This window comes from Tractidigestivibacter scatoligenes (assembly GCF_001494635.1).
GTDB classification, from domain to species: Bacteria; Actinomycetota; Coriobacteriia; order Coriobacteriales; family Atopobiaceae; genus Tractidigestivibacter; species Tractidigestivibacter scatoligenes.
Map to the genome: position 1 here is coordinate 95,865 of NZ_LOJF01000011.1, position 22,561 is coordinate 118,425.

16 protein-coding genes are annotated in these 22,561 nt (G+C 62.9%); 6 read left to right on the forward strand and 10 right to left on the reverse strand.

What is annotated here, in order from left to right:
• Nucleotides 1–589 precede the first annotated feature (589 nt).
• From AUL39_RS09100 to AUL39_RS09120, 5 genes are all read left to right on the forward strand, one after another.
• Nucleotides 590–1,117, forward strand: a complete 528-nt coding sequence (locus tag AUL39_RS09100; protein ID WP_059055532.1) for a helix-turn-helix domain-containing protein — start codon at nucleotides 590–592, stop codon at nucleotides 1,115–1,117.
• 23 nt (nucleotides 1,118–1,140) lie between these two features.
• Nucleotides 1,141–1,845 carry a DUF4230 domain-containing protein gene (locus AUL39_RS09105; RefSeq protein WP_059055534.1) on the forward strand — a complete coding sequence of 235 codons (705 nt, stop codon included), beginning with the start codon at nucleotides 1,141–1,143 and terminating at the stop codon, nucleotides 1,843–1,845.
• Nucleotides 1,846–2,188: 343 nt separating this feature from the next.
• Nucleotides 2,189–3,343 (forward strand): toxic anion resistance protein, encoded by a 1,155-nt coding sequence (locus AUL39_RS09110; RefSeq protein WP_059055536.1) that lies wholly within the window; start codon nucleotides 2,189–2,191, stop codon nucleotides 3,341–3,343.
• Between the two features lie 146 nt (nucleotides 3,344–3,489).
• The gene (locus tag AUL39_RS09115) at nucleotides 3,490–3,939 is read left to right on the forward strand and encodes a hypothetical protein (RefSeq protein WP_059055537.1); all 450 of its coding nucleotides are present in this window, start codon (nucleotides 3,490–3,492) and stop codon (nucleotides 3,937–3,939) included.
• A gap of 147 nt (nucleotides 3,940–4,086) precedes the next feature.
• Complete coding sequence (locus AUL39_RS09120; protein WP_059055539.1) at nucleotides 4,087–4,506, forward strand: Rossmann-fold NAD(P)-binding domain-containing protein; 420 nt, start codon at nucleotides 4,087–4,089, stop codon at nucleotides 4,504–4,506.
• A gap of 269 nt (nucleotides 4,507–4,775) precedes the next feature.
• Here AUL39_RS09120 and AUL39_RS09125 read toward each other — a convergent pair whose 3' ends face one another.
• From AUL39_RS09125 to AUL39_RS09165, 9 genes are all read right to left on the reverse strand, one after another.
• Complete coding sequence (locus AUL39_RS09125) at nucleotides 4,776–5,873, reverse strand: 5-bromo-4-chloroindolyl phosphate hydrolysis family protein (protein ID WP_059055541.1); 1,098 nt, start codon at nucleotides 5,871–5,873, stop codon at nucleotides 4,776–4,778.
• A gap of 52 nt (nucleotides 5,874–5,925) precedes the next feature.
• Entirely contained in the window at nucleotides 5,926–7,443 is a 1,518-nt protein-coding gene (locus AUL39_RS09130; protein ID WP_059055543.1) for an IMP dehydrogenase, read from the reverse strand.
• A 413-nt stretch (nucleotides 7,444–7,856) separates the two neighbouring features.
• The gene (locus AUL39_RS09135) at nucleotides 7,857–9,161 is read right to left on the reverse strand and encodes a glycosyltransferase family 2 protein (RefSeq protein WP_059055545.1); all 1,305 of its coding nucleotides are present in this window, start codon (nucleotides 9,159–9,161) and stop codon (nucleotides 7,857–7,859) included.
• 63 nt (nucleotides 9,162–9,224) lie between these two features.
• Nucleotides 9,225–10,241, reverse strand: a complete 1,017-nt coding sequence (locus tag AUL39_RS09140; protein ID WP_059055547.1) for an RluA family pseudouridine synthase — start codon at nucleotides 10,239–10,241, stop codon at nucleotides 9,225–9,227.
• A complete protein-coding gene (gene lspA, locus AUL39_RS09145) occupies nucleotides 10,234–10,788 on the reverse strand; it encodes a signal peptidase II (protein ID WP_059055820.1) in 555 nt (184 codons plus the stop codon). The genes AUL39_RS09140 and lspA overlap by 8 nt, the downstream gene beginning before the upstream one ends.
• A gap of 61 nt (nucleotides 10,789–10,849) precedes the next feature.
• Nucleotides 10,850–13,663: an isoleucine--tRNA ligase gene (ileS, locus tag AUL39_RS09150; protein ID WP_059055822.1), complete on the reverse strand. Its 2,814-nt coding sequence runs from the start codon at nucleotides 13,661–13,663 to the stop codon at nucleotides 10,850–10,852.
• A gap of 438 nt (nucleotides 13,664–14,101) precedes the next feature.
• Complete coding sequence (gene ftsH, locus AUL39_RS09155) at nucleotides 14,102–16,006, reverse strand: ATP-dependent zinc metalloprotease FtsH (protein ID WP_059055549.1); 1,905 nt, start codon at nucleotides 16,004–16,006, stop codon at nucleotides 14,102–14,104.
• A gap of 134 nt (nucleotides 16,007–16,140) precedes the next feature.
• On the reverse strand, nucleotides 16,141–18,036 hold the full coding sequence (locus tag AUL39_RS09160; protein ID WP_059055552.1) for a fructose-bisphosphatase class III: 1,896 nt from the start codon (nucleotides 18,034–18,036) through the stop codon (nucleotides 16,141–16,143).
• Between the two features lie 316 nt (nucleotides 18,037–18,352).
• Nucleotides 18,353–19,171, reverse strand: a complete 819-nt coding sequence (locus AUL39_RS09165) for a TrmH family RNA methyltransferase (RefSeq protein ID WP_059055824.1) — start codon at nucleotides 19,169–19,171, stop codon at nucleotides 18,353–18,355.
• A gap of 195 nt (nucleotides 19,172–19,366) precedes the next feature.
• Here AUL39_RS09165 and AUL39_RS09170 point away from each other — a divergent pair, with 195 nt between their 5' ends.
• Nucleotides 19,367–20,830 (forward strand): L,D-transpeptidase family protein, encoded by a 1,464-nt coding sequence (locus tag AUL39_RS09170; protein WP_059055554.1) that lies wholly within the window; start codon nucleotides 19,367–19,369, stop codon nucleotides 20,828–20,830.
• Between the two features lie 331 nt (nucleotides 20,831–21,161).
• Here AUL39_RS09170 and ffh read toward each other — a convergent pair whose 3' ends face one another.
• Nucleotides 21,162–22,559, reverse strand: a complete 1,398-nt coding sequence (gene ffh, locus AUL39_RS09175) for a signal recognition particle protein (RefSeq protein WP_059055556.1) — start codon at nucleotides 22,557–22,559, stop codon at nucleotides 21,162–21,164.
• Nucleotides 22,560–22,561 lie beyond the last annotated feature (2 nt).

Genomic DNA, 22,561 nt, shown 5'->3' on the forward strand with positions numbered 1-22,561 from the left:
ACCGACGCCGCGTTTCCGCAGGTCACCGCTACCAAGTTTCAGAAAAGGAGCTAACCTCCGCGGCCAGGCGTCATCCCAGGTGCTATGCCAGCGGTCATCCCGGGCGCCAATCGATTCTCGCCCGCAGTTATTGCACGTTATTTCTCGCCCGAGGCGCATTTTTCCTGTTGGTTGATAAATTCTCAGGAATTTCGCGCAATAAATACGCCGAGAAGGACTGACATCCCTGAGATGAGCCCGCACGGAAAATCGGGACCTCCATCCGTCTGCTCACCCGCCCGCCCGCGCGTTCGTTATCGGTTTCCGAGAAGCGGGCACAGCGTTTCCGCACCCCCCAGTCGTCGCAATTCTCGGATACCGATAAGAAACGCGAGGCTGAGCGGGGACAGCGGCGGCCCGGGCCGGGAACGCGGCAACCGGGGACGCAGGCGAGGGCATAGACGTCGGCGCCCCGGGCGGCGCCCCCCCGGTCGCAAGAAAATCACTCCTCCTTTAGAAGAAGCAACGGCATCCGATGACCGCACGAAAGCGCATCTCGATTGCTGTTCAACTGTTGAACGGGTTTGGTTAACACAAAGGAGGTGAGCACATGGGGGCTACAAAATGCCGTGGCTGGAAGATTGCCGAGGTCGAGCGGCTCGTGGGGCTATCGCGTCGCGACATACAACGTGCCTGTTACCAGGGGCGCGGGGGCATGGGAGTCCTCAAGCCAAGCGATGGCAGCTGGGGGCGTCGCACGTACGACGAGCAGGACCTGGCGGTGCTCTTCCTTCTCGCACAGAAGCGACGAGAAGGCCTCACGCTCTCTCAGGCAGCCGAGCGGCTTCGTGATGACACGGCTGGCCACACATTGTCGCAGCTTCTTGATATCGAGGCGGAGAGGCTCTCCGAGCAGCTGGAAGATATTGAAGACCGCCTTGTTCGCGCGGAGGCGCTCGCCGCCGCAATCGAGGAAGAGCCGACAAGGACGCAGCAGCTCTCGCAGGCAAAAGCCCATGCGGAAGAGATGGGGAAGGTGCCGGAATGCCCCAGCGCTCCCCTCCCCTTGCGGGAGGACCTGCCCGGCATGGACCTTCTGCAAGCACTTATGGATGATCCGGATGAACAGACACACTGAGCAGACGCACAAAGGAGGCACCAATGGAAGAAGCGGATGAGAAGACAGCCAAGGCCCGCGGGACATCTCACGCCAGAACAATTTTGCGTGAGTGGAAGATATGGCTTGTCGTTCTCATTGTGGGAGCCGTTCTGGGGGCGTTTCTCTACGCGCGCATCTATCCCCTGGTGGCTCCCCAGCCCGAGCAGACCCAGCCCACCGTCCAGACCCTCTCCCCCAGCGTGGTCTTCTCGCGCGTGCAAGAGGAGGGCGAGCTGGTAAGCGCGTCGCAGGACTATGCCATAGTCGACAAGGTGACAGACTCCAACCGCGACTTCCTTGACCTCTTTGACGTTCCGTTCACCCAGAAGAGCTTCTGGTATCGCTATACGGGCACCATCAAGGCAGGCGTAGACCTCTCCACTGCGGAGTTCGAGCAGGACGAGGCGGACCAATCGCTGCTCCACGTGACGCTTGACCAGCCCTACATCATCTCGAACACGCCCGACATGGACAAGAGCGGCGTGCTCGAGGAGAACAACAACATCTTCAACCCCATCACGGTGGAGGACTCCGACGCCTTTCGCAGACAGTGCGTCGAGAGAAGCGAGGAAGAGGCCGTTGCCGGCGGGCTTCTCGACGAGGCCAAGACGAACGCCGAGGGCCAGTTGACGCAGATCTTCAACGCCGCCTTCGAGAAGGACACCTACACGCTGGACTTTACGCATCGAGACGCCGAGAGCGAGTAGCGCGCGGGCACGGGCCGCACGGCGGCGAGCGTGGTAGGAGGTGCGGCAGGCGCTTCGACGGAAAACGCGCCTCGGGCGAGAAAATGACGCCCGAGCAAGGGGTTTATACGGGATTCCGTACGAGACGCGCCCTCCGGCGCCGATTTCTCGCCCGAGAGGCCCTTTCGTACGGAATCGCTGCGGCAACGCGCCCACGGGCGCCAGAATGACGCCCGGGCAAGCCTTTCGTACGTCCCTCTCCGCACGCGGGACCACTCCGTTCTTCTCGCCTATCGCCCTGCCCCACAGGGTAGAATTGCGGCAATGCATCACGCGCGCACGCACCCAGACCTCTGGAGGAACCATGGCCAAGAGCACGCAGGACTTCGATATGGACATCCCCGAGCCCGAGCTGGAGTTTGGCGACCCCAAGCCTTCGACGTCAGACCCTGCCCCCGCTGCAACGCCCGCGCCTGCAGACGACGCCGCCCAGTCCCTCTCGCCAGCCGAGCGAGAGAAGGTCGAGTCCTTTGTCGAGAAGATCGACATCACGGACACCGCAGGCGTCCTCTCCTACGGCGTGGGCTCCCAGCGCAAGGTTTCCGAGTTCTCCGAGCGTGCCCTGGCCGGCGTGCGCAACAACGACCTCGGCGAGATTGGCAACGACATTAGCTCGCTCATCGTGACACTCAAGGACTTTGACCCCGACAAGCAGGAGAAGTCCGGGCCTCTCGCCATCTTCCACAAGGCGAAGAACAACCTTGAGGCGCTGCGCACGCGCTACACCGCAGTCGAGAAGAACGTGCGCGAGATCTCGGACACCCTCGAGGGCCACCAGCGCACGCTCCTCAAGGACATTGCCACGCTCGACCAGCTCTACGCGCTGAACGAGGCGTACTTCAAGGAACTCACGATGTACGTGGTGGCCGGCAAGGAGAAGCTCGAGCAGGTGCGCAGCGGCGAGCTTGCCCAGCTCCAGGCCAAGGCGGCGCAGACGGGCCTCGCCGAGGACGCCCAGGCCGCGCGCGACCTGGCACAAAAGTGCGACCGCTTCGAGAAGCGCATCTACGACCTTGACCTCACGCGCCAGGTGGCACTCCAGACGGCGCCGCAGATTCGCATGGTCCAGAACTCCGACGCGGTGATGGCCGAGAAGATCCAGTCAACGGTGGTCAACACCATCCCGCTCTGGAAGAACCAGATGGTCATCGCCCTGGGCATCGAGCACGCCACACAGGCCGCCCGCGCCCAGCGCGAGGTTGCCGATATGACCAACGAGCTTCTCAAGAAGAATGCCGACAAGCTCAAGGTGGCTACCGTTGACTCCGCCCGCGAGGCAGAGCGCGGCGTGGTGGACATCGAGACGCTCAAGCACACCAACGAGCAGCTCATCTCGACGCTTGACGAGGTCAAGCGCGTGCAGGCGGAGGGCCGAGAGAAGCGCCGCCAGGCCGAGGGCGAGCTCACGCAGATCGAGGAAGAGCTCAAGGCCAAGCTCCTCGAAGCCTCGCGGGATTAGCTATTGGCCAGCCTGTCGTCGTTATTGAACTGAGAGCTGCCGTCGCGAGTCCCTCGTCTCTCGTTGGGCGTGCACGCAGCAACTCTCGAAATAGTCCCTCGTCGACTGGCGTCGGGGGCCGAACAACAAATGTGAGAGAAGGATCGATGGAGAAGCTCCCACTACTCCAGAAGGTATACGAGGCCTGGTCCGCCCTGGCGGATGGGCGCGTCGAGACGGGCGATCAGGAGGCGTCGGTCACCTCCTCGAACGGGGCAAAGCGCTACACCGTCACCTGGGATGGGGACACCTATGCCTCCAACGACAGCGCAAGCTACTGGCAAGGCTATGCCGGCTACCCCGTCCTAGCGGTCATGATGAAAGAGGGGCGGCTGCCCTACGACAGAGAACTCGCAGAGAGGCTCTCTGGCGTCGACTGGAACGCCCTCAACAAGAAGCACAAGCGTAACTACCAAGCAGCAGCCGAGGAAGCGTTCGAGGCAGCCGGCTTCACGCCCGAGGAAAAAGCCAGGGCACAAGCCGATGGCGAGGGCATCCTCGAGACGCTCTCTCAGCTCCCGCTACAGATCAAGCGCAAAGGCCGCCCAGCCAAATAGGGGCTTGGCGGCAATATTTCCAGATCCTGTAACGGCCTTCCTGATTATTCGATCGGGACACGACATGGGTTTGTTCTTTCCTCGCTAGCCATCGGCGAACTCGGCAAGGTCACAAAGGTAATCAATGCCGCAGGGGTCTCCGGCCACATGGCTAGCCCAGAGACGATCGTGCGCATCAATGCCCTTGGAACCGTATACGTAAACCAGGAGTTCTACAAGGTCATGGACGGGGGCGCAATCGTCGACATCGCATCGCAGGGAGGCTACATGCTTCCGGGCTTCATGACGCCCCGCCGCACCTACCCTCTTGCGCTTACAGACGAGGACGCCTTCGTAAAGAAGCTGGTCCGTCGTGCCTCGATCATGCACAACGAGGAAGCCGACCCGCAGGTGGCGTACATGATTACGAAGAACTTCGTTCACTGGTACTCCGCAGGCTGCGCACTCAAGTATATGAGACATCACGACATCCGCGTGCTGAGCGTCAGCCCCGGGTACGTCGAAACCCCCATGACCGAGAAGGAAAGGGGCAAGGCCACAGACATGCGGCCCCAATGGCAGGGCTAGCCAAGGTTGGGGAACATCGAGAGCAAGTTGTGGGACTTTTCCGGCTCAAGGAAGCGAATTACGCACGGCTGCGCTGGCGACAAATACCAACTGGGCTTTTGTCGGCGAGAAGCTCAGCCGTGCGTAATTTCTTCTCTGCGGGGCTGCCGTCGTACCGTCGGGGCTGCCGTCGTGCCGTCGGGGCTGCCGTCGTGCCGTCGGGGCTGCCGTCGGGGCTGCCGTCGTGCCATCCCCACTGACGTGAGCGCATCCGACGAGAACCCTGTAACTTAATCCCGCTCGGAGAGGCCGTCTTGCTCGAGCATAGTGCGTAGGACCTCGATGTCGCTGTGGACGTCGATGGACTGGTCAAGCACCAGCTCATCAGAAAGCTTCGAGAGCGCCTCGTCCACCTGCGCAAACGAGGACCGCAGATCCGAGAGGGTCCTTACGGCCTCTGGCCCGTTCGTATGTCCCTCGAGCTCGGCGTAGGACGCCGCAAGCTTGGCCGTGGTGGGCAGGTAATAGGTTGCCGCCCGCCTTAACTGCGAGGCAATCTCGGGGTGATGCATGACGTAGGCGCAGATATCCTCGCTCTTAGACGCGATGCGCTCAAGCGTGGCGCGAACCTCGGCCTCGCGAATCTTAGATGCACAGTCGCTAATCTGCTTGGCACTCTGGGTGGCGGTGGCCAGCACCTCTCGCGCCTCTTCCGGCAGGGTGGATGAACCCGCGTCGGCATCCGCGGCGGCCGTTGGGCCAGCCGCAGCAGCTGCAGGCCGCGTCACCCGCGCGGCATTCCAAGCCTCATCGGTAAGATAGAGCGTCTTTTTGGCCCCGGCAACGTCCAGATGCCCCTCGGGAATAAGCCCCCTCGAGATCGCCTCATCAAGCACCGAGACTAGCTCGGGCACGGCGACGCCCGCCTCACCGGCAAGTTCGGGCACGGAAACGCTCTGCCTGTCCCCCACGGCCTTGTCAACGCGACGCAGCGTCTGGGCAAAGTTCTTCTCGTGAGAACCTCTTCCCACCAGGCGCGCGCCGAGGATGGCCACAACAGCCCCAAGCGCCATGGTCACGATGCCAGAGGGTGGCCCAAGAAAAAGAAGCCCCAGTCCCACCACAAGAAGGGGGAGTGCCAGGAAGACGAGAAGGGCAAAGCCAACCCACATGCGCCACCGCGCGCGACTTGCGTCCTCCGGGTCGCTGATGACGTAGGGCGAGAGCTCAGGGCGCCCAAAGGTGCTCAGCTGCCGCCCTACGTCACGGACCGCCTTCTCGATCGACTTCGAGACGCCGGAGAGGTCAATCTGCGAGAAGGCCTCGCCCACCTGCCGCGCGGCATCGGTGCCGGCGCGTCGTATGTTGTCGAAGTCCTTCTCGTCCATCCTGATCTCCCATGAGACAAAGGGACTGTCCCTTTGTCTCCTTTGTCTCATTCTACGAGCGGAAGTTCACCTGCTGGCTGGAGTCCTTGAGCAGCACGTCGTGTGCGCCGCCCTCGACAAGCGACGTGGCCGAGACAAGCGTGAGCTTTGCCTTGTCGCGGAACTCGGCAAGGTCGAGCGCACCGCAGTTGCACATCGTGGAACGGACCTTGAGCAGCGAGTTGTCGACGTTCTCCTTGAGCGGGCCGGCGTACGGCACGTAGGAGTCGACGCCCTCGACAAACGAGAGGCCCTTCTTGCTGCCGCCCAGGTCGTAGCGCTGCCAGTTGCGGGCGCGCGCGGAGCCCTCGCCCCAGTACTCCTTCATGTAGGAGCCGTTCACGTTGACACGACGCGTGGGGCTCTCGTCAAAGCGGGCAAAGTAGCGGCCGAGCATGAGGAAGTCTGCGCCCATGGCCAGCGCAAGCGTCATGTGGTAGTCGTAGACGATGCCGCCATCGGAGCACACGGGCACGTAGACGCCGGTCTCCTCGTAGTACTCGTCGCGCGCGCGGCACACGTCGATAAGCGCAGACGCCTGGCCACGGCCGATGCCCTTCTGCTCGCGGGTGATGCAGATGGAGCCCCCGCCAATGCCAACCTTCACGAAGTCAGCGCCGCAGTCTGCCAGGAAGCGGAAGCCCTCGGCGTCGACCACGTTACCCGCGCCCACGCGCACGGAGTCGCCGTAGTTCTCGCGAATCCACGCAAGCGTGCGCTTCTGCCACTCCGAGAAGCCCTCGGAGGAGTCGATGCACAGCACGTCGGCACCGGCATCCACCAGCTTGGGGACGCGCTCGGCGTAGTCGCGCGTGTTGATGCCGGCGCCCACGAGGTAGCGCTTGTGCTGGTCGAGAAGTTCGTCCGGGCGGGACTTGTGGGAGTCGTAGTCCTTGCGGAAGACGAGCGCAACCAGGCGATTATCAGCATCGACAATGGGCAGCTGGTTGAGCTTGTTGTCCCAGATGATGTCGTTGGCGGTCTTGAGCGAGGTGCCGTCCTCCGCAACGATCATCTTCTCGCGCGGGGTCATGAATTCCGAGACGAGCTTGGCACGGTCGTCACGAGAGGGACGATAGTCGCGCGAGGTCACGATGCCCACGAGGTGCCCGTGGGAGGTGCCGTCGTCGGTGACAGGCATGGTGGAGTGGCCGGTGCGCTCCTTCATCTCCATGACCTGGCCGAGCGTCATGTCGGGCGTAAGCGTGGAGTCAGAGACCACAAAGCCGGCCTTGTAGGACTTCACCTCTCGCACCATAGCCGCCTCGTCGTCGGCGCTCTGGGAGCCGTAGATGAAGGAGAGGCCGCCCTCCTGGGCAAGCGCCACGGCAAGCTTGGGGCCAGAGACCGCCTGCATGATGGCCGAGACCATGGGGATGTTGAGGCTCAAGGCCGGCTCCTCGCCGCGCTTGTAGCGCACGAGGGGCGTGCGGAGCGAGACGTTCGCGGGGATGTTCTCCGCCGAGGAATAGCCAGGGACAAGCAGGTACTCAGAGAAGGTGTGCGATTCCCCTTCGAAGAACGTTGCCATGCGTGCGCGCTCCTACTCTCCGCAAATGCGGTACTGGTAGCCACTGTTGCGGGCCATTGTAGCATCCAAGGGACTGCTCTTTGGCCCCGGCCACCGAGCTGCGAGAACGCACCACAGGTTGAAGCCGCAAGGCGAACGCCGCGAGAAGACGCCAGCCACTAGGTGGCTGGCCGGCCTGCAAAGCTCTGCTAGAAATGCCGCGCGTTTCAGACATTTAGGAATTTTTCGAACGGTTAGATCGGTTTAAACGTTCGGGATGCGCGGCACCACGGCGATGCCGCGAGATCTCGCCGGTTAGGCGCCCTTAAACAGCGAAATAGCGCGGCATTGAGAATGCGTGCCACTTCTGCCTGCCGCCACTCTTGCCAGCATCGTTCCCCCGGCCACATCGCAACGCCACTGCTGCTTGTCCCCTAGTTGCTAGCGTCCTCTCCCAGAACGTCCTCGACGTTCACGGCAATGTCGTGCTTGGTGGGAATCCACTCGACCTTCTTGAACAGGGCAACCACCGTCATCGGGATGTAGGTCATCATGAACAGCGGGAACGTGAACAGGTTGGTGAAGATAATCCAGCGCCTGCTCTTGTGACAGTGGATGTGCTTGCGCTCGGAGATGGTCGTGATGACGGCCAACAGGAAGAACACGATGTACATCGAGAAGAACGTCATGATCAGCGACCCCACGCACATGGAGAGCTCGGCCTCCGTGGCGATGAAGCCGTGGCTCAGGCTGCCCACAATGAGGTAGGTAGCGTTCACAAAGGCCGAGAGGAGCGTGAGGATCATGCCCGGCGCAATGGTCATGAGCATGTCGTACGAGGCAAAGCGCCCGTGGCGAATGCCGTGGAAGAGGTCCCTACAGTACGAGAAGAACACCTGGTAGAACCCCTTGGTCCAGCGCAGGCGCTGCACCCAGCTTGCCTTGAAGGTGACGGGCTGCTCGTCGAAGAACTCGGCCGGCGCATAGCCAATCTGGATGTTGTTCGCGCAGCAGAACGTTGAGAACTGGATGTCCTCCGTAAGCGTGTGGAAGTCCCATCCGTGCATTCCCTTGATGATCTTGCCCGAGACAAGCCAGCCCGAACCAGAGATGGCGCAGCTCGTGCCCACCATCATGCGGGCGTTGTTCAGGAACTTGCCCTCGCGCATGAACCATAGCGCGTTAGCGGCAGAAATCCAGCTGGAGTCGAAGTTCTTGGAGTTGCGGTAGCTCGTGCACACCAGGTAGCCGGCGTCGAAGGCGTCATTCATGATGCGGGTATAGTTGGGCGAGACCAGGTTGTCTGCGTCAAATACAAAGAAGCCCTCGTACTTGTCACCATATTCGTTGAGAATGCGGTCAAAGCCGTAGTCCATAGCCCAGCTCTTGCCGCGGCGAGCAAGGTCATTTCTGTCCCAGACAATGGCGCCGGCGCGCTCGGCCTCCTCGTGCGTGTTGTCGGTGCAGGCATCGCACACCACGAAGACGTCCATGAGCTCGCGCGGGTAGTCCTGGGCGAGAATGGACCGCACGAGATTGCCAATGACCGGCTCTTCGTTGTGTGCGGAGATAAAGAACGCGTAGCGGTGCAGCTTCTTTGCGGCCGGCAGCTTGACGGTGCCGCGGGCAGCCACGCGGATGAGGTAGACAAACTGGTAGAAGTACGCCAGCGTGAAGAAGAGCCACACGACCATGTTGAAGATAACGATGGGCGTGAGTCCGATCCTGTTGAACTCCATAGCAAGCTCTCTCTCACGTTGCCGCGCACGTCAAGCAATACGCACGCGGGACGGCTGCGTTAGTTACACACCAAGCTGCGGGCAAATACGCTCCCCCGCCTCGGTTCGACCCATTGAGGTATCCTTCAGCGATTCTAGTACAGAGCGCAGGTCCTCCGGCAGCTCGTCGGCAAGCTCGATGGTCTCTCCGGTCACAGGATGGTCAAAGCGAATGTGCCACGAGTGAAGGAACTGCCTGGTAAGACCCAGATTCTGACGCAGGTCGCCGCGGCCGTAGAGTGGGTCGCCCACCACGCAGTGACCAATGTGGCGCATGTGGACGCGAATCTGGTGCGTGCGGCCAGTGTAGAGGTGGCACTCCAGCAGCGTGTAGCCGTCGTCGCGACGCCCCGCCTCAAAGCGCTCAAGCGTGGTGAAGGTGGTGATGGCCTCGCGAGCGCCGGGGTCGTCGGTCACCATCATGCGCAGGCGGTCCCGAGTTGAGCGCGCGATGCCGCTCTCGATGGTGCCCTTATCGGGGGCCACATATCCCTGCACCAGGGTCACGTATCGACGGTCGAGCACACGCAGACGAATAAGGTCCTGCAGCGCCTTTTGAGTCTCGTCGTCCTTGGCGGCAACCATGAGGCCCGAGGTGTCCATGTCAAGGCGGTGCACGATGCCCGGCCGGTCGTCACCCTGGAGGCGTCCCAGGTGAGAGTAGCCGCAGTGTGCGACAAGGGCGTTGGCCAGCGTGTCGTCCACGTGACCGGGACTGGGATGGCACACAAGGCCGGCCTGCTTAGAAAGGACCATGAGGTACTGGTCCTCAAAGCGGATGTCCAGCGGGATGTAGGGGTTGGGGGCAAGGACACCCGTTGCAGGCTCCTCCTCGGGAAGCGTCACCTGCAGGCGATCGCCCAGGCACAGGCGCTCGCTCTTGGACGAGACGGGCGTGGCGTTAAGCGTCACGCGCCCCTCCTCGACGAGACGCGCACACGCGCTCCTCGACGGCATGCCATCTTGTGCCGAGAGGAACGCATCGATGCGCACGCCGTCCCCCTCTGGCCCCACGAGCAGGCCAACGAGACGATCAGGCATCCTGACGGTCTCCAACGCCGGTAGAGGCGGCCTCGCCGGTGCGCGCGGAAGCCTCCGCGGCGCTTGCAGGTGCGTCCACCATCACGAGGTAGAGAATCACCGAGACCACAATGCCCACGGTGACAAAGATGTCCGCCACGTTGAAGACGGGGAAGTCCATGAACGTGGTGGCAAAGAAGTCCGTGACGTAGCCAAAAAACATGCGGTCGATCATGTTGCCAACGCCACCGCCGCAAACACAGGCGACAGACACCACGAGCGGCATGGGCAGCCCATCGTGCGACCATACGAGCCAGATGCCAAAAGCCAGCACAACCACAGCAAAGACGATGAACACGGGGCCGGCGCCCTCCCCTATGGAGAACGCCGCGCCCGTGTTCTTCACGAACGAAAGCTCAAGGACGCCAGGAATGAACTCCTGGGGCTGTCCAGGGATAAGAGACGCACGAACCGCGGCCTTGGTGACCTGGTCGACGAGAACGGCAAGCACGCAGATGACCCAGAACACGACAAGCCTCGCGCCACGCCATGAGCGTGCTCCATGCATTGCGTCAACCGTCACAAAAGCCCCCTACGTACGTCTCCCAACAACTTCCCCGCCTTAGATGTTAGCCCTGCTGCGACGCACCCTCAACCGCGTCGTGGCAGCGGCAGCACAGGCCGTCCTCGCCAAGCTCGCGCCAGTTCCAGCACCTGGGGCAACGCTCGCCCTCGGCGTGGCTCACGGCTGCAGAGAACTCGTCCCCTGCGGCAACGGTGACCGCAGAGCACACGAGGGGCTCGGCAAGGTCAATGCCCGTGGAGGTAAGCTCCTCGAGCGCCTCGGCCGGCATGGTGAGCGCCGCGCGAGCGGCCTGCGAGGTCTTCTCGGGAATGACGCCATCGGAAGCCGCCTCCTCATAGGCCTTGGTGAAGGCACTTCTCGCCTCGACGAGGGCCTTGTGGGCCCTGAGCAGGGGCTCGTACTCGGCGGCAGTCATAGGCGCCTGGTACCAGTCGAGCAGTGCCGCGTGCTCCTGGTTGTCTCGCATAGAGGCGGGCAGGTGCGGCATGACCTCGTCGGTGGTGTAGACCAGGATGGGCTGGAAGTCGTGGATGAGCATCGACAGGATGTAGGCCCAGGTGGTCTGCGCGGAGCGGCGCTCGGGCGAGTTGGTGGCGCCGCAGTAGACGCGATCCTTGGTCGCGTTGAGGTAGCCGTTTGAAAGCTCGGTCACGTAGTCGTAGAGCGTGCGGAAGACCACGTTGAAGCGGTAGCCCTCGTAGGCGCGCGCCACGGTGTCGTGAACCTCGCACATGTGCGCCAGCGTGATGCGGTCGTAGGCGGTGAGCTCCGCCACGGGGACGCCCTGGGTGGCGGGGTCAAACTGGTCCTCGATCTCACCGAGCAGGAAGCGGAAGGTGTTGCGGATCTTACGGTAGGCGTCACCCACGTGGTCGAGGATCGTGTCGTCGCAGGGGACGTCGGTCGAGGTGTCGACCGAGGCAACCCACAGGCGCAGCACGTCGGCGCCACGGGTGTCGCACTCCTTGTTGGGGTCGATAACGTTCCCGAGCGACTTGGACATCTTGCGGCCCTGGCCGTCAAGCGTGAAGCCCTGCGAGACGATCGACTTGTACGGTGCCACGTCGTAGGCGCCCACCGAGGTCATGAGCGAGCTCATGAACCAGCCGCGGTGCTGGTCGGAGCCCTCGAGGTACATGTCGGCGGGGAACTTGAGGTAGCCGCGGTGCTTGCACACGGCGGTGTGCGAGACGCCAGAGTCCCACCACACGTCCAGGATGTCGGTGTTGGCCTTGAGGTTGTGGCTGCCGCACTTGGGGCACACGCAGGCGTCGCCCAAGTAGCTCGCGGGGTCCTCGGTGAACCAGGCGTCGGAGCCCTTCTCGCGGAAGAGCTCGATGACCTTGTCGAGCGTGGCGTCGTTCATGACCGTCTCGCCGCAGTCCTGGCAGGTGAAGGCAGGGATGGGCACGCCCCAGTTGCGCTGGCGAGAGATGCACCAGTCTGGCCTGCCCTCGACCATCGAGGTGATGCGGTTGCGGGAGTGCGCGGGGTAGAACTTGACCTTCTCGAGCTCGCGCAAGGCGTCCTTGCGCAGGCCGGTCTTGTCCATCGAGACAAACCACTGGCTCGTGGCGCGGAAGATGACGGGCTGCTTGCAGCGCCAGCAGTGCGGGTAGCTGTGGGTGATGTCCTCGTGCAGGATGAGCGTGCCGCGCTCCTCGAGCCACTCGATGATCTTGGGGTTGGCATCGTTCACGTTCATGCCAGACCACGGGCCGCCGGTCCCCATGCCGTCGCCCTTGTAGAAGTTGCCGTCGTCGTCGACGGGCATGACAACGGGGATGCCAAAGCGCATGCCCGCGTTGTAGTCATCGACGCCGTGGCCAGGAGCGGTGTGGACAATGCCGGTGCCGTCGTCGAGCGTGACGTAGTCGGCGTAGATGAACTCGCCCTCGACGCCCTGATCGCCAAAGATGGGCTGCTTGTACTTGTTGTGGCAGAGCTCCTCGCCCGTCATGCGCCAGACCTCGCCGTCGGCGCGGCGTGCGAGCTCGTAGGACTCGTAGCCAAACTTGGCGCAGTCCTTCTCGACAAGCGCCTCGGCCATGAGCTCGGCGCGGCCATCGACAACCACGGCCACGTAGTCTGCCTCGGGGTGCAGAATCACCGCGTCGTCGGCGGGCAGCGTCCAGGGGGTAGTGGTCCAGATGTCAACCCAGAGGTTGCCCTCGTAGGCCTCGAGGCCGGCGGGAACGGTGGTCATCTCGAAGCGCACGAAGATGGCCGGCGAGACCTCGTCGCCATACTCAATCTCGGCCTCGGCGAGAGCCGTGTGGCAGTGGGTGCACCAGTGCACGGGCTTGCGGCCGCGGTAGATGGCGCCCTTGTCGAAGATGGCCTTGAAGATCTCGACGTCGGTGGCGTCGTAGTCGTGGACGTAGGTGAGGTAGGGGTTGTCCCACTCGCCCAGCACCCCCAGACGCTTGAAGCCCTGGCGCTGGGTGTCTACCTGCTCGACGGCCATCTTGCGGCAGAGCTCGCGAATCTTGACCGTGGGGAGCTGGTTGAACTTCTCGGTGCCCAGCGTCTCCTCGACCTTGTGCTCGATGGGCTGGCCGTGGCAGTCCCAGCCAGGCACATACGGCGTCTGGTAGCCGCGCATGGCCCAGTAGCGGTTGATGATGTCCTTGCTGATCTTGTTCTGCGCATGGCCCAGGTGGATGGGGCCGTTGGCGTACGGGGGGCCATCGTGCAGCACGAACTTCTCGTGACCCTCGTTCTTCTTGAGGAGCTGCTCGTAGAGCTTGTCCTCATCCCACTGCGCGAGGCGCTTGGGCTCGTTCTGGGCGAGCGAAGCCCTCATGGGGAACCCCGTCTTAGGGAGGTTCATCGTCTTCTTGTACTCGTTTGCCACCTGGACACCCTCCATCTCGCGGGCACAAAAGAGCGCCCGTCCCTCCTGCTGGGACGAAGCGCTCGTTTCACACTTCGCTTGTGACCACCCAGCGAGCGGATCTTCCGCCTAACTCGGCTGGCCTGTATCGGCGGCCACTCCGTCGGCGCCTACTAGCAAGCACGAGAAGCGCCTTGCTTTGGGGCCGCAGCTCCGGGGTGATCTTGCGACGGACGCCAAGGCGGGCTCCCACCATCCCCGCTCGCTTCCCATGGCGCTGTCCGAGGCTACCTGTCCCCTTCACAGCCTTCGGGGCTGCATGATAGCACGTTCGCCGCGCCCTTTCGAGCGCTGGCGGATTTCACCCGAGAAGAGCACGGTGCCGCGCGGACGCACGGTCCACGCGGCACCGAGATGAAGCGTGATAGCGCAAGTTACCTCACGAAGGCCGCCGCCATCCTACTGGGCGCTCTGTCCAGAGAACTGCGGGGCAAAGCCATCGTCGCGCTTGAGCATCTTCATGAACTCCTCGCCCGTGATGGTCTCCTTCTTCTGGAGGTAGTGGGCAATCTCATGGAGCTTGAAGCGGTTGGCCTTGAGGGTCTCCATGGCCTGCGTGTGGCCTTCCTCGACAAGTGCTTGCACCTCGTTGTCGATCTCCTGGGCCGTGCCCTCCGAGCAGGTGAGCTCCTCGCCGCCGCCAAGGTAGCGGCTGCGCTGCTGGCCCAGGGCCACCATGCCAAACTTGTCGGACATGCCGTACTGGGTGACCATGGCGCGAGCGATCTGGGTGGCCTTCTCGATGTCGTTGGAGGCGCCGGTGGTCATCTCGCCAAAGATGAGCTCCTCCGCCGCTCGGCCGCCGCAGAGCACGGCGATCTTGTCCTTGGCCTCCTTGCGTGTGGTGAGGAAGTGCTGGTCCTCCTCGACCTGCATGGTGAAGCCCAGGGCGCCCGAGGTGCGCGGCACGATGGTGATCTTCTGGACGGGCGCGGAGCCGCTCTGCATGGCAGCAACAATGGCGTGGCCGGTTTCGTGGTAGGCCACGACCTCCTTCTCGTGCTCGGAGAGGACCGTCGACTTCTTCTTCTCGCCGGCGATGACCACGTCGACGGACTCTTCCAGGTCCTCCTGCGAGACGCGGTTGCGGCCGTAGCGCACCGCGCGCAGTGCCGCCTCGTTGATGATGTTGGCGAGGTCGGCGCCAGAGGCACCAGGCGTAGAGCGGGCAATCACGCTGAGGTCGATGTCGCGCTCCATCTTGACGTCGTTGGCGTGGATCTTGAGGATGGCCTCGCGGCCGGCAAGGTCGGGCAGCTCAACGGGAATGCGACGGTCAAAGCGGCCGGGGCGCAGCAGTGCCGGATCGAGGGTCTCGGGGCGGTTGGTCGCGGCAAGAACCACGATGCCCTTGTGGTTGTCGAAGCCGTCCATCTCGGAGAGCAGCTGGTTCAGGGTCTGCTCGCGCTCGTCGTTGGAGTTGATGGACATGTCGCGCTTCTTGCCCACGGCATCGATCTCGTCGATGAAGACGATGCAGGGGGCCTTCTCCTTGGCCTGCTTGAAGAGGTCTCGCACCTTGGCGGCGCCGCGGCCAACGAACATCTCGACGAACTCAGAGCCAGAGATCTGGAAGAACGGCACGCCTGCCTCGCCTGCAACGGCCTTGGCAAGCAGCGTCTTGCCCGTGCCCGGAGGACCTACGAGCAAAGCACCACGGGGGCACTTGGCACCGATCTCGTTGTACTTACCGGGGTTCTTGAGGAAGTGGACAATCTCCTGGAGCGACTCCTTGGCCTCGTCCTGGCCTGCGACGTCCTTGAAGGTGACGCCGGTGTCCTCGCCCTTGACCTCCTTGGCGTTGGAGCGGCCAAGGCCGCCGCCCATGCCAAAGCCTCCTCCGCCAAAGTTCATCGAGGGACCGTCATCACCCATCTGCTTCTTCATCTGGCGGTTTGCCCACCAGCCAAGCAGGAACAAGCCAACGAGCGGCAGGCCGTAGGCAATGAGCATGTAGAGCCACAGGTCACCCGAGGTGTCGGGGATCGACGCCGTCATGTCCACGCCGTGCTCCTTGAGCGTGGTGGCAAGGGAGTCGTCGTTGGGCCAGGCGGTGGTCTTGTAGATCTTCTGGGAGTCGCCCGTGCCCTCGGTGTACCTAATCTCGTTGTTGCTGGTGTCAATCTCAGCCGAGACAACCTTGTTGTTGTCGACGTCCTCGAGGAACTGAGAGTAGCTGGTCTCAGTCACCTGGGAGCTCACCAGGTTGGGGTAGAGCGTCTGGCTCACCGCGAGGTACACCACGATCGCGATGAGCACGTAGATCAGCATTGATCTGCGTCTCTTGTTGTCATCCATGTCCATTTGTGGACCCTTTCGTCCGGTGCCGTGCATGAACCTGGCTCTAGCGTACCCATTTGCCGGGCCTCCATCATTAACGCGCAGCAACCATTCACGGGTGCCGCACGTTACGAAGCCCGCCAGGGCACGGCAGGGGCCTATCCCCTCTCGGGCAGAAGACCCGTGCGATATGCCTCGAGAAGTGCCCTTAGATCTGCCACCTGCCCGCGGATCTGGGTTCCCGTATCAGTGTCGCCAATGGTCTTTGGGCTGGGATAGATCTCGAAGCGGTCATCGTCGCTCACGATGTCCGCATTGAGGTCAAGCACGTCGGCGATGGTGCCAAAGGGCCGATGCGCCTTGATGCGCATGCCCCTGGGGTCGGAGATAAGGGTGTAGCCCGCAATCCCTGTGGTCTTGTGATAGGCCTGGCAGAAGCCGCCGTCAATCACCACGAGCAGCCCGCCCGCCTTGACAGGACTCTCACCATCCGCGGCGTGCACGGGCGTGTGGCCGTTGATGATGTGACCGTGCACCGGGTCTGCTCCAAACTCCGTGAGGATGCGCCGCGCTACCTCGGGCTTCTCGGTGAGCCTGAAGTAGGGGTCACGCGGCTCCTTCCAGGTGGAGCGGTCGGTGAGATAGGTGCGCTCGAAGGTCTTCACCACGCGTCCTGAGAGCGGAGAGTAGCGCCCGCACCAGAGGTACCACATCCAGTCGAGGGAGACCTGGTCGTGCTCGTGCCAGGCCTGGCGCGCAAGGCGATCGGCGTAGTCGTAGTACTCGCGGCCAGCCAGGAGCCTGTCCTGGTGGCGCACTGCGCAGAAGGTGCCGTCCTCGTTCATAGGCACGCAGGCGTGGAAGATCGCGTTTCCGTTGCGCACCAGGTAAGCGGAGCCGTGGTCGTAGAGGAAGCCGATGTGGGCACGAAGCTTGTCCGAGGAGCGCACAGCGTCCATGAGGCCGTCCATCACGCGTTTCTCGTCCGCCAAGAGCTCGTAGGGGTGCGCCGGGTCGAACGTTGGGAAGTCTCGCGTGCGCATCTCGTACGTGGTGCCGTTAAGGTCGAGCACGCCCCGGGTGGGGTCAACGTGCTCCAGCAGGAGTCTGTCCTCCATGTGCCAGTTGGGGTGGCGCATGATGACCTGCCCCTCAAGCTTGAAGAGAATGACCGAGATGGCCTTCTCCATGGGGGTCATGCCGTCGTTTTGCGTGTAGGTTGCCTCGGAGAAGAGCGCCAGCTCGCGCAGACTCACGCCGTAGGCGCTCTCCAGGATTGAGAGGCTCTCGTAGTGGATGTTGTTGCGGATCACGGCCGCCAGGCACGCGGCCGAGCCTGACGCCGCGCCCATCCACACGATGTCGTGGTTGCCCCACTCGATGTCGATGGAGTGATAGCCCATGAGGCGGTCGCAGATCTTGTCGGCATGCGGGCCTCGGTCGAAGATGTCGCCCACCAGGTGCATGTGGTCCACCGCCAGACGCTTGATGAGCGCCGAGAGAGAGCAGATGAAGTCATCTGCCGAGCCGGTGTCGATAATCGTGTCGATGATGCGCTGGTGGTAGGCAAGGCGCGCCTCCCGCTCGTCGGGCGAGATGTGCAGTAGCTCGTCGATGATGTAGGCGTAGGCGACAGGCATGGCCTTGCGCACCTTGGAGCGGGTGTAGGAGCCAGAGAGACGCCGGGCGAGACGCACGAGGCGCATGAGTGTGATGGCGTACCACTCGCTGGTGGTCATGCCCTCCTCGCGCAGCCGACGAAGCTTCTCGGCAGGGTAATAGACGAGCGTGCAGAGGTCGGCCTGCTCGCTTGCCGTGAGCTCGAGGTTGAAGACCTCCTCCACGCGTTCGCGGATGACGCCGGAGCAGTTGTTGAGGATGTGCTCGAAGGCCTCGTACTCGCCGTGGACGTCCGAGACAAAGTGCTCGGTGCCCTTGGGCAGGTTAAGAATGGCCTCGAGGTTGATTATCTCGGTGAACGCGGTTTGGGTGGTTGGGAACTTCTCGGAGAGAAGCTCGAGGTACTTTAGTTGGGCGGCGTCTGTCTCCTGCATGTAGTTGTCTCCCTCAGACGGTTGTATCGCTTTAGTCTGCACTGGCGCTGCGGGAGAAACGCTGTGATTTCGGCGAGACGCCCGGGAGCTACTTGGGGTGGCAGGAGCTTGGGATAAAGGAGCCCGAAGCCTGGGCAGGAGCCTGGGGCAAAGGAGCCCGAAGCCTGGGCAGGTGGGCCCCGGGTGCCGACAGAGCGCTTTGTGACTGGAATTATTGAACGTTTTTCCTGGGAAAAATCTAAGCAACTGGGCAAACAATACGTTTGTCAGGAAAAACGCGCAATAATTTCTCGGCGCTTTCTTCTCGGCGCTTTCCCTACCGCCGGCGCGAGAAGAGCTCCCAAAACGCAACCGCCGAGGAAGCGGCAACGTTGAGAGAATCGACGCCGTTCGACATGGGAATGATAATGGAGCGCCCCACGGCATCCAACGTTGCCCTCGTAAGCCCGTAGCCCTCGCACCCAAAGAAGAGTGCGATCTTCTCGGCAGACGCCAATAACGGGTCGTCTATGGGAACGGCTCCTTCCTCAAGTGCCATGGAGAGACACTCAAAGCCCCGGTCGCGAAGGTCGGCCACAATCCCCATCGGCCACGCGCCCGCATCGACGCGCGCCCACGGGACCTGGAAGACCGTCCCCATAGAGACGCGCACGGCACGCCTGCCAAGGGGATCCGCGCAGCGTGGCGAGAGGAGCACGGCGTCTGCACCCAAAGCCGCAGCAGAGCGAAAGACCGCGCCCACGTTGGTCACGTCGACAAGGTCCTCCAAGACGGCAACGTGTCGGGCGCCGAGAAGTACCTGCTCTACGGTGCGCGGCTTGGGCCGGCGCATGGCACAGAGCAGTCCCCTGTTCACGTTGAAGCCGGTGAGTTGCTCCATCTGGTCGTGCGGCAGGACGTAGGCCACGCACCCCGCGCGCTCGATAAGGTCCGCGCAAGACTCCAGCCTGGCGTCATCGACAAGAAACGAGAGGGGCTCAAGGCCTGCGTCCAGGGCAACCTCCACAACCAGCCGCGATTCGGCAATGAGCACGGCGTTCTCGGGCTCAAGCTTGCTTCTAAGCTGGCGGTCCGTTAGCCGGACGTAGGCGTCAAGCCGCTGATCTTCCGCACTATCGACGCGCACCACCTGCATGCTCACGAAGATCAACCCCTCCCTCTGCTTCTGGCTTGCCGCGCCTCGACCGCACGTCGCGTTTTCCTTTGGAGCTTTTTCTCGCGCGGACTCCCGCGGTCGGGCCGGTTGGCCACCCTGGGCTACTATAGTCAAACATGACACGCATACCGAGGCGGCCCGCCGCCCAATATCGAGGGGGAGACAGCCATTACCATGGAACAACCCAAGCGGGGCGGACACTTCGCTCAAACGCCCGAGAAGAAGCGTCACAGCCGTGGCCCCGTCATTGCGCTTTTCGTCATTCTCGCCGTGCTTCTCGCCACCTACTTTGGCGGCGTTGCGTACTTTAACTTCTTCTTCATGCCATCGACCACCGTCGACGGCCAAGACGTCTCGCTCATGAGCGTGGCCGACGTTGCCAGCGCTCTCTCTTCCAGCAAGACCGCAGGGTGGAAGGCGAGCGTCTCTGGCGACGGTATCTCCTTCGACCTCACGGCCGCCGGCGTATCTCTCGCCTATGACGGAGAGAGCGCGGCGCGCGCCGCCATAGCACAGCAGCACCCCTGGGCGTGGCCCGTTGAGCTTGCGCAGCAGAAGGCGCAGGGCCTCTCGACCGGAGACGTCTCCACCTACACCAGCCTTGACGCAAACGCCGTCTCGACCGCCCTTGCCAACGCAGTGAGCGCGGTCACCGCAGGAGACGACGGGTCCAACAACACAGGCATCACCTACGATGCCGAGAGCAAGACGTATATGGCATCTGACACGGCGCAGGCAAGCCGCATCGACCAGGCAAGCGCCGCGCAGTTCGTCGAGGGGAAGATTCGCTCGCTGGCAACCTCCATCGAGCTTGGCGACGAGTCGCTCCAAGGTGGCGAGTCCGTCGACGCTGCGATAAACACGGCCAACGCCATGCTGGGCGCAACCGTCACGCTTACGCTTGGCGGAACCGAGGTCACCACCGTTGACGCGGACCTCATCTCCCAGTGGATCGCCATTGGAGACGACCTCTCGGTCACGCTTAACCAGGACGCCATCACAACCTGGGCAAAGGGCGACCTCTCTGAGAAGACCGATTCCGTGGGCACGGCGCGCACCTACACGCGGCCGGACGGCGTCGAGGAGTCCGTGGTTGCGGGCGGCGTCTATGGCTGGTCCATCAACGGTGACGAGACGGCACAGGACATCTACAACAACATCACCGCCGGCTCCCCTACCACGCTGGAGATGCCCTGCTACCAGACGGCCGACACGTACAACCCCGGCGGGCAGGACTGGCCCACGCGCTTCATCGACGTGGACATTTCCGACCAGCATGCGATCTTCTTCGACTCTGACGGCTCCGTTATCTGGGAGGCTGACGTCGTGACCGGCCAGCCGAGCCTCTCGCACGACACCACGCAGGGAACGTGGACCATCACGAACAAGGAGAGCCCCTCCACCCTCATTGGCCCCAACGACGAGTCCGGTAACCCGGCGTGGGTCAGCCACGTGGACTTCTGGATGGGCGTCGTGGGCAATCTCATGGGATTCCACAACGCGCCCTGGCGCTCTGCCTTTGGCGGCGACATCTACCTCACGAACGGCAGCCATGGCTGCATCAACCTTTCGTACGAGAAGGCCGACGAGCTCTACTCGCTGTGCAACGTAGGCGACGTGGTTATCATCCACGAATAGCAGGGCGTTTGTACAACGGGGTGTGAACGGAGACGGAGCCCTCTCCGGTGTCGTTTGGCGCCGGAGGGGGCTTTTCGTGCGTGATTGCTGCGGCAACGTGGTCTCCGCCGTCATTTCAGCGCGAGAGGAGCTTCTCATATCAGAGGTTAGCTCCTTTTCTTAAACGCAGCCCACGTTTCCGCAGTTGGCGAGCAGTCGTTTTAAGAAAAGGAGCTATTCTCCGAGAACGGGAGGCATTGGGGGTAGCGGCGGCTACCGGACCCGGGAAGCATTGGGGTAGTGGCGGCCGCCGGAGACGAGAAGGGCTCCGACGGCCGCGCGAAAGCCGCTGCTACATGCCCCAACCACGGCCACCCATGCCACCGGGCATGCCGCCGCCCATGCCCATGTTGCGCATCATCGACTGCATCTGGCGGCGCTGCTTCTTGCTGCCACCCTGGGTGGCAGCGCGCATCTTACTCATCATCTTGTTCATCTCGCCCCACTGCTTGAGGAGCTGGTTGACCTCTTGGACGCTGCGTCCAGAGCCTGCCGCGATGCGCTTCCTGCGCTGGCCGTTGATGATTTTTGGCCGTGCGCGCTCCTCCTTGGTCATGGAGTGAATCATGGCCTCGATGCGCCCAAGCGAGCTCTCGTCCACGCCGCCCTGCTGTGCCATCGCACGCTCGCCGCCAGGCAGCGCCGAGATGATCTTGGCCAGGCCGCCCATCTTCCTGATCTGCTGCATCTGGTTGAGCAGATCGTCCATCGTGAAGCCTTCGCGCAGCATGCGCTCGGCGGCGTCGATCTGCTCCTGGTCGGCCACCTTCTGGGCCTGCTCGATGATGCCGTAAACGTCACCCATGCCCAGGATGCGCTTGGCCATGCGATCGGGGTGGAAGACCTCGAGCGAGTCGGGCTTCTCGCCCATTGAGACAAACTTGATGGGCTTACCCGTCACCGCACGCACGGAGAGCGCGCCGCCGCCGCGGGCGTCGCCATCGAGCTTGGACATGATGACGCCGTCAAAGTCCACGCGCTCGGCGAAGGTCTGGACCACGTTCACGATGTCCTGGCCGGTCATGGCGTCGACCACCATGAGGATCTGGTCGGGCCTGACAGCCTGCTTGATGGCAACCGCCTCCTGCATCATCTCCTCGTCGATCTGCAGGCGGCCGGCGGTATCCACAATCACGATGTCGTTGAGGTGGTCAACAGCCTCGTGGATGGACTCGGAGGCAACCTTGACCGCGTCCTTGCCGTCGCCGCGATAGACCGGTACGCCAATCTCGGCACCGAGGGTGGCAAGCTGGTCGGCAGCTGCGGGACGGTGCGTGTCGCAGGCGGCAAGCAGCGGAGAGTGACCCTGGCCCTTCAGGAGGTAGGCAAGCTTGGCCGCAGCCGTGGTCTTGCCCGAGCCCTGCAGGCCCACGAGCATGATCACGTTGGGCGTGCGGTTCTGCGCCAGCACGAGCTTGGACTCGGTGGTGCCGAGAAGCTCGGTGAGCTGGTCGAGCACGATGCGCACCACGTTCTGCGCGGGCGTGAGCGAGTCCAGGACCTCGGCTGTAAGGCACTTCTCCTTGCAGGAGGCGACAAAGTCCTTGACCACGCGGAAGTTGACGTCGGCCTCGAGCAGGGCCATGCGGATCTCGCGCATGGCCACGTTGATGTCGGCCTCGGTGAGCTTGCCCTTGCCGCGGAGCTTGTCGAAGGTGTCCTGGAGGCGTTCGGAGAGGCTGTTGAACATGG